General features: G+C 34.0%; 12 protein-coding genes. 8 read left to right on the top strand and 4 right to left on the bottom strand.

The window, feature by feature from the left end; translation table 11 throughout:
• Positions 1 to 16: 16 nt before the first annotated feature.
• The 3 genes from GGR32_RS11410 to GGR32_RS11420 are packed head-to-tail and all read left to right on the top strand — an operon-like array spanning position 17 to position 3,261.
• Entirely contained in the window at positions 17 to 1,414 is a 1,398-nt protein-coding gene (locus GGR32_RS11410) for an arginine decarboxylase (protein ID WP_183478335.1), read from the top strand.
• On the top strand, positions 1,404 to 2,279 hold the full coding sequence (gene speB / locus GGR32_RS11415) for an agmatinase (protein WP_183478336.1): 876 nt from the start codon (positions 1,404 to 1,406) through the stop codon (positions 2,277 to 2,279). The genes GGR32_RS11410 and speB overlap by 11 nt, the downstream gene beginning before the upstream one ends.
• Entirely contained in the window at positions 2,269 to 3,261 is a 993-nt protein-coding gene (locus tag GGR32_RS11420) for a deoxyhypusine synthase family protein (RefSeq protein ID WP_183478337.1), read from the top strand. The genes speB and GGR32_RS11420 overlap by 11 nt, the downstream gene beginning before the upstream one ends.
• 231 nt (positions 3,262 to 3,492) lie before the next feature.
• Here the strand turns inward: GGR32_RS11420 and GGR32_RS11425 are convergent, their stop codons facing one another.
• Positions 3,493 to 4,500, bottom strand: coding sequence for an alpha/beta hydrolase (locus GGR32_RS11425; protein ID WP_183478338.1), 1,008 nt, complete (start codon positions 4,498 to 4,500; stop codon positions 3,493 to 3,495).
• Positions 4,501 to 5,749: 1,249 nt separating this feature from the next.
• Here GGR32_RS11425 and GGR32_RS11430 point away from each other — a divergent pair.
• From GGR32_RS11430 to GGR32_RS11445, 4 genes are all read left to right on the top strand, one after another.
• A complete protein-coding gene (locus GGR32_RS11430; protein WP_183478339.1) occupies positions 5,750 to 6,127 on the top strand; it encodes a DUF7793 family protein in 378 nt (125 codons plus the stop codon).
• A 13-nt stretch (positions 6,128 to 6,140) separates the two neighbouring features.
• Complete coding sequence (locus tag GGR32_RS11435) at positions 6,141 to 7,088, top strand: helix-turn-helix domain-containing protein (RefSeq protein WP_183478340.1); 948 nt, start codon at positions 6,141 to 6,143, stop codon at positions 7,086 to 7,088.
• A 101-nt stretch (positions 7,089 to 7,189) separates the two neighbouring features.
• On the top strand, positions 7,190 to 8,683 hold the full coding sequence (locus tag GGR32_RS11440) for a MauE/DoxX family redox-associated membrane protein (protein WP_183478341.1): 1,494 nt from the start codon (positions 7,190 to 7,192) through the stop codon (positions 8,681 to 8,683).
• Positions 8,684 to 8,762: 79 nt separating this feature from the next.
• Positions 8,763 to 9,032, top strand: coding sequence for a DUF6520 family protein (locus GGR32_RS11445; RefSeq protein ID WP_183478342.1), 270 nt, complete (start codon positions 8,763 to 8,765; stop codon positions 9,030 to 9,032).
• A 49-nt stretch (positions 9,033 to 9,081) separates the two neighbouring features.
• Here GGR32_RS11445 and GGR32_RS11450 read toward each other — a convergent pair whose 3' ends face one another.
• Genes GGR32_RS11450 through GGR32_RS11460 form a run of 3 tightly spaced genes read right to left on the bottom strand, consistent with a single transcriptional unit; the run spans position 9,082 to position 16,059 of the window.
• A complete protein-coding gene (locus tag GGR32_RS11450) occupies positions 9,082 to 11,640 on the bottom strand; it encodes an alpha/beta hydrolase family protein (protein WP_183478343.1) in 2,559 nt (852 codons plus the stop codon).
• A gap of 18 nt (positions 11,641 to 11,658) precedes the next feature.
• Positions 11,659 to 13,065 (bottom strand): RagB/SusD family nutrient uptake outer membrane protein, encoded by a 1,407-nt coding sequence (locus GGR32_RS11455; RefSeq protein ID WP_221403735.1) that lies wholly within the window; start codon positions 13,063 to 13,065, stop codon positions 11,659 to 11,661.
• An 18-nt stretch (positions 13,066 to 13,083) separates the two neighbouring features.
• Positions 13,084 to 16,059, bottom strand: a complete 2,976-nt coding sequence (locus GGR32_RS11460; RefSeq protein ID WP_183478344.1) for a SusC/RagA family TonB-linked outer membrane protein — start codon at positions 16,057 to 16,059, stop codon at positions 13,084 to 13,086.
• Positions 16,060 to 17,877: 1,818 nt separating this feature from the next.
• Between GGR32_RS11460 and GGR32_RS11465 the strand changes: the two genes are divergently transcribed.
• On the top strand, positions 17,878 to 18,354 hold the full coding sequence (locus GGR32_RS11465) for a hypothetical protein (RefSeq protein WP_183478345.1): 477 nt from the start codon (positions 17,878 to 17,880) through the stop codon (positions 18,352 to 18,354).
• Positions 18,355 to 18,567: the final 213 nt, after the last annotated feature.

Below are 18,567 nucleotides of genomic sequence, written 5' to 3' on the forward strand. Positions count from 1 at the left end.
ATAAAAACAAACTACAATGAATATAAAATACCTAGATCTTATCGATCAAACCTATTATTTCCCACAAGAAGAATTTGACTTAAAAGAAAACAATTTATTTTTTCACGGAATAGATTTAATGGAACTTATCCAAACCTATGGTACTCCATTAAAATTCACCTATTTACCAAAAATATCAGAAAACATACAACGTGCCAAAAGTTGGTTTAACAAAGCTATAGAAAACCACCAATACAAAGGCACTTACAATTATTGCTATTGCACTAAAAGTTCACACTTCCAACATATTTTAAACGAAGCCTTAAAAAACGACATCCATATAGAAACCTCCTCTGCTTTTGATATCGATATTGTTGAAAAACTTCAAAAAACAGGAAGAATAAATAAAAACACCTACATTTTATGCAATGGTTTTAAACGAAACCAATACGTAAACAATATCGCAAGGCTAATAAATAATGGCCATGAAAACTGTATTCCTATAATAGATAATTATGAAGAAATAGATTTGCTTTGCAAAGCTACAACTAAAGAATTTAAAATAGGAATTAGAATTGCTTCGGAAGAAGAGCCTAAATTCGAATTTTATACCTCTAGGCTTGGTATTGGCTACAAAAATATTGTTCCTTTTTATGAAGATCAGATAAAAAACAACGAGCAAATCGAATTAAAAATGCTTCACTTTTTTATCAATACTGGTATAAAAGACAATGCTTATTATTGGAACGAGCTTTTAAAATGCTTAAAAGTTTACATCAAATTAAAGCGCATTTGCCCAAGCTTAGACAGCTTAAACATTGGGGGTGGATTTCCTATAAAAAACTCACTTCAATTTGATTATGACTATCAATACATGGCAGACGAAATTATAAACCAAATCAATATAGCTTGCCAAGAAGCAAAGGTTCCCGTACCTCATATTTTTACAGAATTTGGCAGCTTTACCGTAGGAGAAAGCGGAGGAGCCGTTTACGAAGTTTTATACCAAAAACAACAAAACGATCGTGAGAAATGGAACATGATAGACTCTTCGTTCATCACTACCCTTCCCGATACTTGGGCCATTAATAAGCGGTTTATAATGCTTGCTATCAACAGGTGGAATGATGAATATGAACGTGTACTTTTGGGCGGATTAACCTGCGATAGTGACGATTATTATAATAGCGAACAAAACCTAAACGCCATATACCTACCTAAGTATAAAAAAGATAAACCTTTATACATTGGCTTCTTTAATACAGGAGCTTACCAAGAAAGTATAGGAGGCTTTGGCGGTTTACAGCACTGCCTAATTCCTTCTCCTAAACATATTCTTATCGATAAAGACAAAGAAGGTAAACTAACAACTACATTATTTAGAGAACAACAAAACACCAACGAATTTCTTAAAATATTAGGTTATGATAAGTAAAAAAAACTATGCAGGAATTCCTGATAAATATACCCGCTTAGATACCGCAGAAGTAGTACTAATCCCTGTGCCTTACGACGGTACAAGCACATGGCAAAAAGGTGCAGATAAAGGACCAGATGCTTTCTTAGAAGCCTCGGAAAACATGGAGCTTTTTGATATAGAAACCCGTACCGAGGTATATAAAAAAGGAATTTACCTAGCTCCTGCAGTAACCGAAAATACATCGCCCGAAAAAATGGCAGATGCTGTGCATAAAACAACCAAAAACTACCTAAAACAAGGTAAATTTGTTACATTATTTGGAGGTGAACACTCCATATCTATCGGAAGCATCAAAGCCTTTCAGGAAACTTTTGAAGACCTTAGCGTGGTACAATTAGATGCCCATGCCGATTTAAGACCATCCTACGAAGGTTCTACATGCAACCACGCTTGTGCCATGTACGAGGCCAGTAAAAATACCAACTTAATACAAGTAGGTATACGCTCTATGGATGCAGAAGAGCTTCAATACATGGATGAAAACCAAACTTATTTCGCTCACGAACTTTATGAAGATTGGATGGATGATGCCATAGGACAAATGACCCAAAATGTATTTATTACCATAGATTTAGATGCTTTTGATCCTGCTATTCTTCCAGCAACAGGAACACCAGAACCTGGCGGATTATTATGGTACGAAACATTAGATTTTTTAAAACTTATCTTTAAAAAGAAAAACGTAGTAGGCTTCGATATTGTAGAGCTATGCCCTATTGAAAATGAAAAATCTTCAAACTTCTTAGCCGCAAAATTATATTACAAAATGCTTAGTTATAAATTCAAATATCAAAATCATCGCAATAACGATGACAACTAATAATAACATCATGCAAAAAGGAAACATCTCATCATTTATAGAAAAATATTATTTACACTTCAACGCTGCTAGCGTTGTTGATGCAGCAAAAGCATACGAGCAGCAATTAAATAATAATGCAAAAATGCTTGTATCTTTAGCAGGAGCTATGAGTACCGCAGAATTAGGGAAAATATTTGCCGAAATAATCCGCCAAGACAAAGTGCATATTATCTCTTGCACAGGAGCTAACCTAGAGGAAGACATCATGAATTTGGTAGCTCATAGCCACTATAAACGTGTTCCTCATTACCGTGATTTAACCCCACAAGATGAGTGGGATTTATTAGAAAAAGGATTAAACCGAGTAACCGATACTTGTATCCCAGAAGAAGAAGCTTTTAGAAGGTTACAAAAGCATATCTATGCCATTTGGAAAGAAGCCGAAGAAAAAGGAGAGCGTTACTTCCCCCATGAGTTTATGTATAAATTATTGTTAAGCGGAGTATTAGAGCAATATTACGAAATTGATATAAAAGATTCTTGGATGTATGCTGCTGCAGAAAAAAACCTTCCTATTGTTGTTCCTGGATGGGAAGATAGTACCATGGGTAATATTTTTGCCAGCTATGTGATAAAAGGAGAATTAAAAGCAAGTACCATGAAATCTGGAATAGAATACATGGCTTACCTTGCTGAATGGTATACAAACAATGCTACCAATGGCATAGGATTTTTTCAAATTGGTGGAGGCATTGCCGGAGATTTCCCTATCTGTGTGGTACCCATGTTATACCAAGATTTAGAAAAAACAGACACCCCATTTTGGAGCTATTTTTGTCAAATATCAGACTCTACCACAAGCTATGGCTCTTACTCAGGGGCAATCCCTAACGAAAAAATCACTTGGGGCAAATTAGGGATAGACACCCCTAAGTTTATTATTGAAAGTGATGCAACCATTGTTGCTCCGTTAGTATTTGCTTACCTTTTAGGCATGTAATTGCATTAAAAATCAGTTTATATAGTTTCTAGAAAACTTCTATTCAATAAGGCTATCTTTTTTGATAGCCTTATCTAGTTTTATTTCCCGTAAGAAAACTAAAAAAATAGACGCTATAAATTATTACAACAAGCCTTTACAATTGCTAAATCAGGGATTCCTGGTAATAAAAATGTACCAAAATTAGTCTGAAAATATTTGGTTTTTAACTCAGTTCTTTGTTGGGCATAGTTATTTTTTTAGAGTCCAATTCATTATTTCGTTCAAAGCCTCTTTGTCCATTTTATAAAGTGATGTTCCCGCTTTTGCATTTTTTTCAGTCAGCCAATGATTAAGTCCGTCCATTATTTTTATTTGGATTGTCGAATTATTAAACGATTCAAGCAATTCGATTTCAGATTTTGGGTTTATAAACTTGTCATTTTCTCCAATAATATATAAGACAGGAATATCTATGTTTCTGTAAGTTTCCTCGTAGTTTTGTTTAACGTGGTCGATATGTGCAGGACTAATAAATTTGTAAAAGTCTTTTTTAAATCCGTTTTCCTTTGCAACTATCTTGACTTTTTGTCTTATAATCTTAATATCATCGTTATTAACAATTATCGGATAAATTAAATTTAATAATTCTACAACTTGTTCTTGGGTTTTTCCTTTAATTCTATAAAATTCACTTATATTATTAATAGTTTGATATTTAAAAAATGTACCATATTTCTCAACTGGTGTTCCCATTTGAATGAGAAAATCAATATTCGGATTTTTCTTGTATGCTCCAATTGAAGCAATTCCTCCCAAGCTATGACCTAAAACACCAATTTTATGAGATTTAGTGAAATCTAATTTCCTTAATTCCCAGATTGCAAATGTCAAGTCATCCGTTAATGAAGTAGCGGAAGTATTAAATTTACCTTCGGATTTTCCAATTCCACGTTCGTCAAATCGGTAAACTGCAATTCCATTTTTTAAAAATTCTTCGGCTAAAACAAAATGAGCATATCTTGTATCACGTCCACTTCCTGGAACAATTACAACAATTTTATCGAAATCCGATTTGGGTGTTATTAAAGTTCCAGAGAGTTTGATATTTTCATCTGTATTTTGAAAATCAATTTCTTGAAAGTTATAATTTTCTTTTTTGCTTATTTCTCGTTCGTATTCAAAAATATTTTGAGAAAATCCATTAAAAGAGATAGTCAAAAAAATCAGAAATATGATGTGAATACAGATTTTTTTCATAATTGTGGGCAACTTCTATATATCCTCAAATATATATAACTTTTTATGTTAAAACAAAAGGGGGTATAAAAGCCTAAGAGGGTTTGGTTAAAATGTGTAAGCAAAAAGCATTATTACATTTACTTTTTTTAGTTCACGACCTTTTATTTCCTAATAGTGTTCATGAATTATTTTAAACATTCATTTTTTTTATCGATAAAAAAACGAATCAAAAAAATCTAGTGCCTTTAAAGGAAATTTTTACGAATACATTCGTAAAAACCGCTTATTTGCTTATCGCTACATGCCATTTTCGCCTATGGCGAAAGCACTTTCGCTTGCAAATAGCTATTTCTAAAGGCCCAGGAAAAATGTATAAATACATTTTTAAAAAGATTTTCCTTTTTTACAGACAATTTTCGTGATGCCGAAAAACCCAACAGTTTTGCAGAAATAGCTGTAAATCCCAGTGGAAGTGCGTCTTTGCATCGCAAAGACAAAGCATGAAACGCCAGATTTAGCAGCGGTTTTAAAACTTGCTTTTAAAAATTTCCTTAAAACGGTCTTGACTTTTTGGTTCGTTTTGTGTCAAGACAAAATGAACGGATAATTAACTTTAGTACACTTACTTTTTACCATTGTCGTAAAAAGTAACAAAAAAGACTAGGCTACCGAATCTTGTCTTAAATTTATTACTCGGAAGCTAAATTTTAGAGAACTCGTATTGGCAAATCAATACTCAAACAGCCTAAAATTTTAACGCTTCTTTCGTGGCAAATTTTACAGACAATTTTCGTGATGCCAGAAAAAAATGTATTAGTTCACGAATCTTTTATTTGCTAGTGGTGTTCATGAATCAACAAAGTTGATTTCATCGATAAAAAAACGAATCAAAAAAATCTAGTGCCTTTAAAGGAAATTTTTACGAATACATTCGTAAAAGCCGCTTATTTGCTTATCGCTACATGCCATTTTCGCCTATGACGAAAGCACTTTCGCTTGCAAATAGCTATTTCTAAAGGCCCAGGAAAAATGTATAAATACATTTTAAAAAGGTTTTCCTTTTTTACAGATGTTTTTTGTAATTCTATAAATACTTACAAATGTATTTTTTAACACTTTTATGAGATTTAGAAAGAAAACAGGTCTTTTTTGAGTGAAAAAACAAAAATAATCCCTTAAAGATATGTTTTAATCCCTTAAGTATAAGTTTCTAGACCTCGAATGTCAATTTTAACTCCGAACTTTACTAATTATAAATACAGGTATTATGGTCGTTAAATATTATCCACATTCTCTAGGGAGTTTTTACTTTAAACAAGAAATTTTATTCTTCAAATATAAACCCGCTCAGGATGTTAATCTATCACAAGCTAAAAGTGTAACAAAACTCCGTTTAAGATTACAAAACAACAGGGCTTATCCCCTATTTTGTTTTGCTTCTAATCTGCTTTATATAGAAAGAGATGCACGTGTTTATTTCGCTAATCAAGGTGTTTTATTAACCAAAGCCGTTTGTTTTTTTACAAAGCATGAAGCAACCACAGCCATTTTTCACTTCTTTTCGCTTATTCATAAACCTAGTATTCCTGTATTAATAACCCCTAATAAAGAAAATGGAATAAGCTTTTTAAAAGATTTTACCTAAAACCTTATTTGATATGACTTGCCAAAAAGATGATAAACGTATAGCTTTTATCTATAAAATGTTGTTAGCTTGGACTAAGGGCAAGTTTTCTTATCGTATTCCTAAAACAGGTAAAAATGATAAAACCGAAGCCATTATAAATTTATTAAACTTACTTACCGAAGAAATAAAACATTCTTTTTACTACCATATATACACTGCTGGACAAGCTAAATTTAGACCTAGGTTAATGTGGGGCTTCATTCTAAATTTAGATAACCAAATAAAAGCAACCATAGGTAAACCTCCTACTGTATTATCTACTAAGCTAAATAACTTAAGGCCTACAGCTTACTTTAACGATTTACTAACAAATAAATCTAAAGTTATCTGGAGGAAAACGCTTTCCCGATTACAAAAAAATAAAAACGATACTTCCGTACACCAAGAACTATCATTTAAAACAAAAAATAAATTAACATATACGGTTGACTCAACTATTAATCTTATTAAAAACACCCATACTGGTAAACAACAGCTAATTGTTTTTAACATCGATATTTGTGCTATGCCTCTTCATGCCTATTCTGTATCTACAAATAAAAGTAATTTTCTTTCGCTACCACATACTAGCAAACGTATTATAGATAAGCATACAGATATTAAAGCATTACACCTAATACATCAACATTTAAAAGAGAACCTAAACTCTCCCTTCCCCTCTTTAAAGAAACTAACAAAAGATTATGGTATTAATGAATTTAAGTTAAAAATAGGTTTTAAGCAGTTCTTCAATACTACAGTTTCTAAATTTCATCAAGAGCAACGTTTAAATAAAGCTCATCAGCTTATACGGTTTACCCATTTATCTATACAAGAGATTGCTTTTGATACAGGTTTTAATAGTATTTCTCACTTCTCTAAAAGCTTTAAAAAACAATTTGGTTATAATCCCAGCCAGCTTAGAAATCGCTTCAAGTAAGCTAACTAAAACGTTTTTATACGTTTACATCAAATAAAAATACCTAAAAGACAAAACAGCCTCAATGTTATGGAATAATTTTATTGCTATAAGTTTTCAATATGTTTAATTATCATGTCCATAATCATAGTCGTATAGCAGAATATCTTTGTTATGCATTTGTTTTGTTATTTGTTTATGCCGCTGTAAGTAAATTACTCGACTTTAACAGCTTTCAGAATCAACTAGGGCAATCACCTCTATTAAGTGCCTATGCTGTTTGGGTAGCTTGGGCAATCCCTTTATCAGAAATTTTAATCGCCGTTGCCTTGGTGGTTCCGCAATGGAGGTGGTTTGGTTTACATGCATTTTTTACGATGATGTTTATGTTTACCGTCTATATTGTTATCATATTAAACTTTTCTGATTTTATTCCCTGTTCCTGTGGGGGTGTGTTAGAAAAATTAGGCTGGACAGAACATTTAATTTTCAATATCATCTTTATTTTACTATCAGGTATTGCAATATTTTTAGTTTCTAATCTCGAGCCCACAAAAAAGATTCTTCTAAAACTCTTCCTGCTCGCTATTATGGCAATAGCTGTAGTAACTACACTCTTTCTAAGTTCAGAAAAACAAATTAAACGCAACAATGCTTTTATAAGAAAATATATACCTCATCCGATAACGGAAATCGGTCGATATAATTTAAAATACAACTCCTACTATATTGCTGGTATAGACAACAAAACTATCTACCTAGGTAATTACACCGCACCATTATCTATGACAACTTTAAACACCTCTTTTAACCAAATAAATGAATTTCAAGTAGCTATAGACAGTATGCATTTACCTTACAGAAGGGTAACTATAAAAGTAATTCCGCCTTACTTTTACGTAGCAGATGGTACTGTACCTATTATTTTTAAAGGGGAAACACAAAATTGGAAAGGAAAGGTAAACGCTTATAAAAAAGCCTACTTTAATCAATTTATAGTAGCTGACTCTACAAGAATTGGTATTTCTAGTATAAGTAGTAAAACACAAGCTAATATTTTAGGAATTATTGAAAAGAAAAAAGACTTTATCGATTTTAACCTAAATACAGAAATCCTAAATAAACAAACAGACGGCAAGTTTGGTTCCGATGGTTTACTTCTTTGGAACAAACATTTACAGCGCTTTATATACACCTATTTCTATAAAAACAGTTATGAAGTAGCTGATAAGAATTTAACACATCAATTTACAGGAAAAACAATAGATACCATAAGCAAGCCTATTTTAGATATTGCTCACTATACTGCTACTAACCAATATAAACTAGGAGGAAATGCTGTATTTGTAAACAGGCAAACCGCAACCTATGCCAATTACCTATACATCTACAGTACCCGATTAGGGAAATATGAAAATAGTATAAAAACAGCCTCTATAATTGATGTTTATAACCTTACCGATAACACCTACGCCTTTAGTTTTTACCTTTTTCATCAAAAAGATAAAAAGCTAAGTGCTTTTACAATTTATAAAGATTTATTGGTGGCCATAGTAGATGATACATTATGGCTTTACCAATTAAAGCCGAAGTATTTTAACTCCGGCTTTAAGTAAACATATACTGCGCAGTATCAGGCAGAAGACCGAACGCCTGTTGAAAGATTCGGTTATCAATTCAATAAAATTTAAAATTATGAAAACTAAATTTTTAAAATTAGGGCTGCCCTTGGCAGTATTTATGTTGGCAATTGTATTTGCTTTTGCCTCTAACTCGACCTCCAAGGCTCAAGATACTTCTTTAGCTTTGGTACCTGGTTATATTTTCCAAGATGGAAAATGTCAGCAAGTAGCTACTTGTAGTACTGTACCAGGACCTCTTTGTATGGTAGGTACAAAAATTGCTCGCAATAAAATCAATGAGACCCAATGTGGGTTAGAGCAGTTATACCATTGGAGCAATTAACAGGGATTACCTCCCCAATAAGTTTTAAAAGATTTATTAGGGAGGTATATTATTTTAAATAAGTATCAAACCAATTTTTTATACGTTTAGATAAATCCTTTTTATTTTTATTTATGCTAAGTGTATGACTTTCACCTGTATAATAAATTAGCTTTGCAGGCTTTCTTAATCTTCTAAGTGCGAGATACCCCTGAAGGCTTTGGTTAGGGTTCACATTAGTGTCTTCTTTTCCTGCCCAAATCAGGAGCGGAGTATTTACCCCTGCCATATTATGAAGCGGTGAATTTTCCATAAATGTCTCCGAATCTTCAAAATATGATTTCTGCATCCTAAACAAGCCATTATTTTCTACCCTTATAATCTCTGAATGTCCTGTCATCTTATAAATATCAAAATAAAAACTTAAAAGGTTAAAGATTCCGGCACCTGAAACGGCTGCGGCAAATAAATCCGTTTGGGTGACAATGAAAGCTGTTTCGTAACCGCCAAAGGAATGACCTATCAACCCTATTCTTTTTTTGTCAACAGGGACTGTTTCAAGAACCTTTTTAACTGCTTTTTCAACACATTTTAAAGCAGATATTCCCGGCTTCCCTTTTTCGTAGTAGATATCAGGGAGCAAAACAAAATAATCATCAAGGGCATAATTCATTGAATTAAAACCATTTTCATTGAACAATGACGGAGGTGTAAATTTATGTAAGTAGGACGATTGCTCTTCATAAATAGAAACAATCATAGGGTATTTTTTTTCAGGGTTATAATTAACCGGATAGATCAATACCCCTTTTAAGGAATCGGCTATTTCGGTATCATAATAGATAAGCTCTTTTTTAGGCCAATTGTACTGATTCCATTGGGTATTGCTCAAAAAAACCGTTTTGGAACTCTTCTTTTTTAGGTTTTTATATACTACAGAAGATGGAATAGTTAAGCTTTGTTCCTTAAAAATAAAACTATCAGTTCCTAGCTGAAAAAGATTAGTCAATCGCCTGTCTTTAAAAACAATTTCACGGATATTATCAGTATCTTTCCATTGGTAGAACCCTGACCTTAAATTTTTAGTATTTGTAGCACTTAATAAAAGACCATCCTTGGAGTCAATCGTGAACGTATCAAATCCGATATAATCATATCGAATTTTTTTATCATTATTACCAGTTACGATTCTAAAAACAGTATTTGACTCCCTACCTTTTGTTAGTTTTTCCTTTCTAGTGCCATTAACACTAATTTTCCATACATCATATCTATCATATACAAAAACTTCACTATCGTTTTCAGACCACCCTGCAAGCCCGTATGGTTGTGGATTATTATAATCATACTGCCCCTCTTTATAAAACCCCGCATCTAAATCTTGTGTTAAGTTAATGTGTTTTTTCTCTTTAAGGTTGTATAGCCACCAATTTTTTTCCTTGAAGTAAACAAAATAATTTCCCGTAGGAGAAAAATGCACATAACCGATTCCGGGATATTGTTTTTTAACAATCAGTTCTTTTTCGGCTGTCTCAGTATCCAAAGCATATATATCGATAAACGGATAGTAATGAAATTTCGGTTCGTTGGAAATCACATTAAAATTCAAGGCATACTGATAATTTGGATTAAAAACTACTTTTGGAAACTCCTCTGTTCCTAGGGGAATAACTTTATTGCTTTTAGGGCACCAAACATATAACCATGGCCCAAATTCACCTGTGTTTTCATATTTTTTTCTGGAATGAATCAATGGGTCAGAGGTGTCCCAAACTTCAACACCAGGTGTTGTATTTTTTTTACCTCTTTTAGGTACTGCATAAAAAAACACTTTATCTCCTAAATCTGATATTGATAATTTACCGTTTGTTATCTCTATTTCATCATTAATCTTTGAAAAAGCATCTGATGTTAAATGTTCAATAGTTCCTTCTTTCAAATTATAGTATGCCAAATGATGCGCTTTCTTATCCTTTGAATTATACAGTACACCCAATTTTTCTCCTGTAGCGTTCCATGTTAATCTTTGAAAACTACTATTTTTTCCACTCATTATTTTGTGACCTTTCAATGTATTCAAATCATAAATAAAAAGAGACTCCCTGCCATTCTTATGCAACACGACCGCCAAAACTTCATTGGTAGGATTTAACGAGTACGTTAGGCTTTTATCGAGTTTGTACGACTGCTTGGTAACAAGGTTTCTCAATTCCAATGTATCAGATAGGGTTTGTACCAATAAATGATTTGAAGAAGTAGAAAGGTGATAGGATTTAACTCGATTGATCGTATCAACAGATTTCTTAAGTAAATCCACCATTAGTAAGGAGTCTGAACCAGAACGGATACAAAACCACTTATCGTTAAAACTTCCCCAATACCCTCCAGAGAAATCTAGGGTTTTCCCCGTTTCTATATGTTTAATAGAAGTAACTTCATTATCCCCAATAAAATGATGTGTACTATAGTGAATCCATTTATTGTCTTTTGATACACCAAGCAAATATAGATTTTCCCATAAACTATCCTTTTCTACAGAATATTTTTGCACCTGACCATACAAGGAAATATTACCAAAATATAAAAATAAGCTAAATGTAATTAGTAAGATTTTGATTTTACATTTCATAACTATTCGTTGTTTAAATTAATACCCAGAATTTTGTGGGGCTAAATTGGGGTTAGTCAATAAATCTGCTTCAGGAATGGGCAATAAAACATTCGTGGGGCTCCATCCGGGTTTAATCGGCGTTAATACTTCATCTGCAACACCAAACCTACGTATATCAAACCACCTATGCCCGTGCTCTGTAAATAACTCAAAACGCCTTTCGTTTAAAATGGCTTCCAATAAACTTTCAGTATCAGTAGCAGTGGTGTTTGCCAATCCTGCACGTTGGCGAATACGATTAAGGTCATCTTGCGCTCCACTAATATTATGCTGTCTAGCACGAGCTTCTGCACGAATTAAGTATTGTTCTGCCAAACGAAACACAATAGAATACTCCATGCTATTGCCTGTATTGGAGTATTGTTTATACTTATACGGAAAATACCAGGTGCCATTACCATCGGTAACTTCGCCTATCCAATGTGTTTTTCTTAAATCATTACCTTCCATCGCTGCAACAAGAGTATTAGTCAATGCTACAAAAGGCGGCGGGGCCGTTACAAAAATAAAAGTGGTTCCTTCTTGACTATTTGCTCCTGTATTTTTAGATTTTAGCTGTAAAATAGCAGAAGTACTTTCTTTTAAAAACTCATTATTTATATCGGTTTCCAAATTAAATAATAAGGTATTATCCATAAGTAAGCTGCTCTCCATTTCTGCCTCTTCCCATCGTTCCATATATAAATAAACCCTTGCTAACAGTGCAGATACCGCCCACTTATTGGCACGAATACGTTCTTCTGAAATATAGGTATCTCCTAAAAGTGTTTTAGCTTCGGTTAAATCGAGAAGAATATTTTCATAGATTGTCTCCTTTGGCATTCTTAGTACCTCCTTATTCATTTCAAAATCTGTGGTTGTGATATAAGGTATTTCACCAAAAAGATTTATAAGGTAAAAATGCGCCAACGACCTAATGAACAAAGATTCGCCTCTCAGTTGGTTTTTAACTGACACGGATAGGTTTGGTGAAGATTCCAAACCTTCAAGTACGGCATTGCTCATATAGACCAGATTATAGGATTTGCCCCAAATAGATTCCACCCCTACATCTGATGCTACTATCTGATGATAATAGAAAGTTAGGGAAGGATCCCAGGGATTTCCATAAAATTCTAACTCATCGGTATAAAGCCCCATTAAAGCCCCCATACCAAAAGATGTCCCTGTTACCAGCACTTCATCCCTTAGTTTTGCATACATTGTAGTAACTGCTGCAGTAGCTGTTGCTTCATCTTCATAAACTTCTTGGTGTGGTACTTGGCCAAACGGTTCATCTATTTCCAAAAAGTCTTCACAACCTGATATTAGTAATAAACAAATTAGCAAATAAATGGTTTGCTTTATTTTTTGAAGTCGGTAATATATTTTTAGTGTTTTCATAATCTATATTGTATTGGTTTATAAATGTAGCTGCACCCCAAAGGTAATTCTCCTTAAAGGAGGCAAGAACCCGTTCATTTGTTCAGGATCTCCACCTTTAAATCGTGTAAAAGTCAATAGGTTTTGGCCTTGTACAGAAATTCGGCAAGAAGTATTGTTAGATTTGTTAAGTGGAAGTGTATAAGATAATGCCAAAGACTTTAATCTAATAAAAGAAGCGTCTGATATAGCAGCGTTACTTTGACTAAATTGTGAGTGTGCTAAAAAAGCTTCAGAATTTGCTCCCGTTGTAAACCTTTGCATCTCTGCCTGGTCTCCAGGTTTTTGCCAACGACCCAATACCGATACGGGCTGATTGGTCATAGTTCCAGGAGGTTCACTGGTGCGGTACTGGTTATATCCATCTTTCTTGACAAACTGGAAAAAAACATCCATTGCCCAATTTTTATAGCTCAGGCTATTTGAGAACCCACCGAAAAATTTTGGGGTTAGGTCGGCAATATATTGCCTATCTTCGGCAGCGGTAATCGTTCCGTCATTGTTGTAGTCTTCAAACTCAAAAAGACCAGTTTCAGGATTTACCCCTTTCAAATTATATAACTTAGCTATAGATAAAGGTTCCCCGATAACAAAGCGATTGGTATATGTAGAATTCTCAAGTCCGGGAAATCTCAATAATTCATTCTTAGGCAACGATAGGTTGAAAGAAGCTTTCCAGTCAAAGCTTTCATTTTGAATAATAGCTCCGTTTAATTCAATTTCCCATCCTGAATTTTCCACTAAAGCGTCCAAATTAGCTTGGATTGATGTAAACCCTGTAGTACCCGGAAGGGCATAATTGATAAGCTGGTTGGAAGAACGGTTCTTATAATAAGCGGTAGAGAATGCCATACGTTGATTAAGAAACCTAAGCTCCAGTGCAATCTCCATTTTTTTATTTTTTTCCCATTTGAAATTAGGATTATTCAATCGGGCAGGATTCAACCCAATGTTTCCATCGTAGAAATTATCATTAATGGTATAGGTCTGTAAGTATTGATAATCCCCAATTTGGTCGTTCCCTGTTACCCCATAACTCCCTCTAAGCTTCCCAAAGCTTAACCACGATAAATTAATATCTTCCGAAAAGAGCCAAGCTGCACCTACCGCCCCAAAGTTCCCATATTTATTCCCTGAACTAAAACGGCTAGAGCCATCACGCCTTCCGGTTAGGTTTACAAAGAGTTTATTTTTGTAGGCATAGTTTAACCGTGTGAAAAATGATTGAGAATTATACTGTATAATATCTTCGTTTAATACCAAAAGTGTAGTGGCTGCACTTAGGTTATATATAAGCCTGTCTGATGGAAAACCAAGCCCTGCCAATGTCTGTTTTTCTTGATTTTGTTTTTGAAAGGTACTACCTACCAATATGTTAAACACCCCATTACTTAATGTTCTATTCCAATGTAACTGAGGCTCAACTATCCAGTAATCCTTATCAGCTCCATTCAGTATAACCGTAGAATTTTCACTATCCAATCCAAAAGCTGGATCATAAACCGTATGTGGTGAAGTAATATTATCCTGTAGGTTTGTATAACCATACCCAGAATTTACTTTTAACTCTAAGTTGTCCATCAATTTATAAGAAATCACAGCACTCGAAAACAGGCTTTTGGTTTTATTTCTATACTTTCCTTCCAATTGTGCCAAAGGGTTTGTCCACGTACTATTTTCCCAGTTTAACGCCCCTTCATCATCGTATAATTCTGGAGCATTGGGAGCTAATCTAATAGCACTAAAAGACAAATCTGTTCCGGGTAAAAAATTGTCTTCAAGAGTATAGCCTGTATTTAGTGTTACCTGAAATCGGTCACTGGAACTGGTATGCCGGATGTTGGAATTTATAGTAATACGATCATAATTAAAGTCTTCAGGATATACTGTAGTCTCATTTTGGTACATCCCGCTTATCAAGAACTGCGTACTTTTACTACCTCCCGACACTGAGGCTTGTAACTTACTTGTGTTGGCAGTTTCACCTACAAGTGCTTCTTGCCAATCTGTATACCTATCTTCATCCCAAGTACCGTTCACATCATAAGCATTGGCAGGATACTCCGTAATCCCATCATTAGCAAAAGCTTCCCTACGCATTTCAAGGTATTGTTCTGTGTTCATCAAATCCATTTTTCGAGTGATGGAAGCAATACCCGTACTGCTATTTATCGTAAATTTTGTTTTACCTTCTTTACCTTTTCTTGTAGTAATCAAAACAACCCCATTTGCCCCACGAGAGCCATAAATTGCCGTAGCATCGGCATCTTTTAGTACTTCAATAGATTCTATAATGCCTGGGTTAATGGCATTTAAGGGACTAATGTTTCCTCCTGGGATAATTGCTCCTGAAGAATTACCTGAACCTAATGTACGTGAATCATAAGGTACACCATCTATAATATACAGCGGCTCATTACCTGCCATAATACTGTTTTGCCCTCTTATTTTCACTTCAAAACCACCACCGGGAACTCCAGAGTTTTGTACAACCTCTACCCCTGCCATACGCCCTTGCATTGCTTCTAAAGGATTGTTTACGGGTTGGTTTTCTATCTCTTTTGCGGTAATCCTACTAATGCTCCCCGTGCGCTCTTTGTCTTTAACGGTATAATAGCCTGCATTAATAAGTACCGCAGCTAGGGTGTTGGCTTCGGGTGTTAGGTTTATTGTAAAAAATACCTGCTCTCTTACTGCTAGCTCTTGGGTTTTAAACCCTATATAGCTAACCACCAAGGTATCGCTAGGCGATGCTTCTAGTTTAAACCTGCCTTCAAAATTGGTGGTTGTTCCTGTTGTTGTGTTTTTAAGCAGTATGTTTACCCCTGGGATGGGCATATTGCTGCTATCGGTAATTAGCCCAGATACACTTACTTGTGCGTGTATGGGCAGTGCAAAGCTGCTTAGGAGTAAGTATATACTACCCCTAAGGCATTGCCTAAATAAAATTTTCATAGTTTTGTGGTATTAAGTGGTGTACCCTATGGGTACGTTATTGCTTAGTTGCCTTCCTGCGGTTCGCCAAAACTTTGTGGGAAGGTTTTTTGTTTGTTTTTTACTTAACTTGTGTTTTTCTGTTTATTCGTTTTAGTGTTCATGAATCAAAAAAATTGATTTCAACCCAACCGACAGTTTTGCAGAAATAGCTGTAAATCCAGTGGAAGTGCGTCTTTGCTCTACAAAGACAAAGCATGAAACGCCAGATTTAGCAGCGGTTTTAAAACTTGTTTTTTAAAATTTCCTTAAAACGGTCTTGACTTTTTGGTTCGTTTTGTGTCAAGACAAAATGAACGGATAATTAACTTTAGTATACTTACTTTTTTTAGTTCACAAACCTTTTATTTGCTAATGGTGTTCATGAATCAACATAGTTGATTTCATTGTCGTAAAAAGTAACAAAAAAGACTAGGCTGCCGAATCTTGTCTTAAATTTATTACTCGGAAGCTAAATTTTAGAGAACTCGTATTGGCAAGCCAATACTCAAACAGCCTAAAATTTTAACGCTTCTTTCGTGTCAAATTTTACAGACAATTTTCGTGATGCCGAAAAAACCGACAGTTTTGCAGAAATAGCTGTAAATCCAGTGGAAGTGCGTCTTTGCACCGCAAAGACATAGCATGAAACGCCAGATTTAGCAGCGGTTTTAAAACTTGCTTTTAAAAATTTCCTTAAAACGGTCTTGACTTTTTGGTTCGTTTTGTGTCAAGACAAAATGAACGAATAATAAACTTTAGTATACTTACTTTTTTAGTTCATAAACCTTTTATCTGCTAATAGTGTTCATGAATCAACATAGTTGATTTCATCGATAAAAAAACGAATCAAAAAAATCTAGGCTGCCGAATCTTGTCTTAAATTTATTACTCTAAAGCTAAATTTTAGAGAACTCGTATTGGCGAACCAATACTCAAACAGCCTAAAATTTTAACGCTTCTTTCGTGGCAAATTTTACAGACAATTTTCGTGATGCCGAAAAAATTGTTTCAACCCAACCGACAGTTTTGCAGAAATAGCTGTAAATCCAGTGGAAGTGCGTCTTTGCTCAGCAAAGACAAAGCATGAAACGCCAGATTTAGCAGCGGTTTTAAAACTTGTTTTAAAAATTTCCTTAAAACGGTCTTGACTTTTTGGTTCGTTTTGTGTCAAGACAAAATGAACGGATAATTAACTTTAGTATACTTACTTTTTTTAGTTCACAAACCTTTTATCTGCTAATAGTGTTCATTAATCAACATAGTTGATTTCATCGATAAAAAAACGAATCAAAAAAATCTAGTGCCTTTAAAGGCCCAGGAAAAATGTATAAATACATTTTTAAAAAGGTCTTCCTTTTTTACAGACAATTTTCGTGATGCCGAAAAACCAACAGTTTTAGTTTGTTTGGTATTAAAACAAAATGAACAAAAAATAAACAGCGTACACTTGTATTAAGTATTAAAAGTTAGGTGTTGTTGCATAGGCGTTTGTGGTATTGTTGGTTAATAATTTAATTAAACGCCATAAAAAAGGCGTGGAACTCAACTTATCGGACAGAGGTACTGGTATACCGCGCAACAATAAGAGAGCCCACGCCTAGGTCGTGAGCATCTTGCTTATCTTCTCGTTGCTAAAAATTACCAGTTTTCAGATCGATATTAAAAAGTATTACAGTTCATACGAGTATTATATTTATAAAAATAATATACTGTAAACAAATATATTAAAATATTAACAACAACAAAATAAAAATTTAATATATTTTTTGTTGTCAATTGTATTATTCTTTTTAACCTATGGAAAACGTCAAACTAAAAAAGCTTTTAGCTACCATAGGAAAAACTATAAAACAGCATCGTTTACAACAAGAACTACAACCTGAAGACATTGCTGAAATGACTAATTTAACAGCTGTTACTATTAGAAACATTGAAGCTGGTGAAGAAACTTACCTCTCCAACTTTTTGGCTGTATGTTTAGCATTAAAAATGGCACCTAAAGATATATTAGATATAGAAATAAAACTAGAACCACTCTATAAACTCTCACAACCACGAAAAGAAAAAAGCAGACTTACCCCTAGGATTAATAAAATTTTAGGTTCAGATTTTTTCACTCAAGAGCGTACCGCTAAAGATGTTGTTAGGGAATTAGGAGCTATTTATAAAATTTCACCTTCTACTGCGGAAGTTTCTGTAATACTTAAACGGAAAGTAAAAGAAGGAAAGCTAAACATAGAAAAACAAGGTAGATTAAATATTTATAAAAAATAATAAGTCAACTTATCCATTGCATATAATGCATAGCGTTTATCTGCCTCTAAATGGTAGGTTATAAAAACACCTCTGGTAAAGGTTATATGATATTGGGAGCTTCACCTTGGGTTTCAATCCTAGTTTCTTGGTGGAATGGTTTCGAAGTGTTACTAACGGATTAGCCCGAAGCGAACAGCAGGCGAGCCAAATTATTAAGTAACAGTGTACCCT

The organism is Mesonia hippocampi, assembly GCF_014197445.1.
Taxonomy (GTDB): domain Bacteria; phylum Bacteroidota; class Bacteroidia; order Flavobacteriales; family Flavobacteriaceae; genus Mesonia; species Mesonia hippocampi.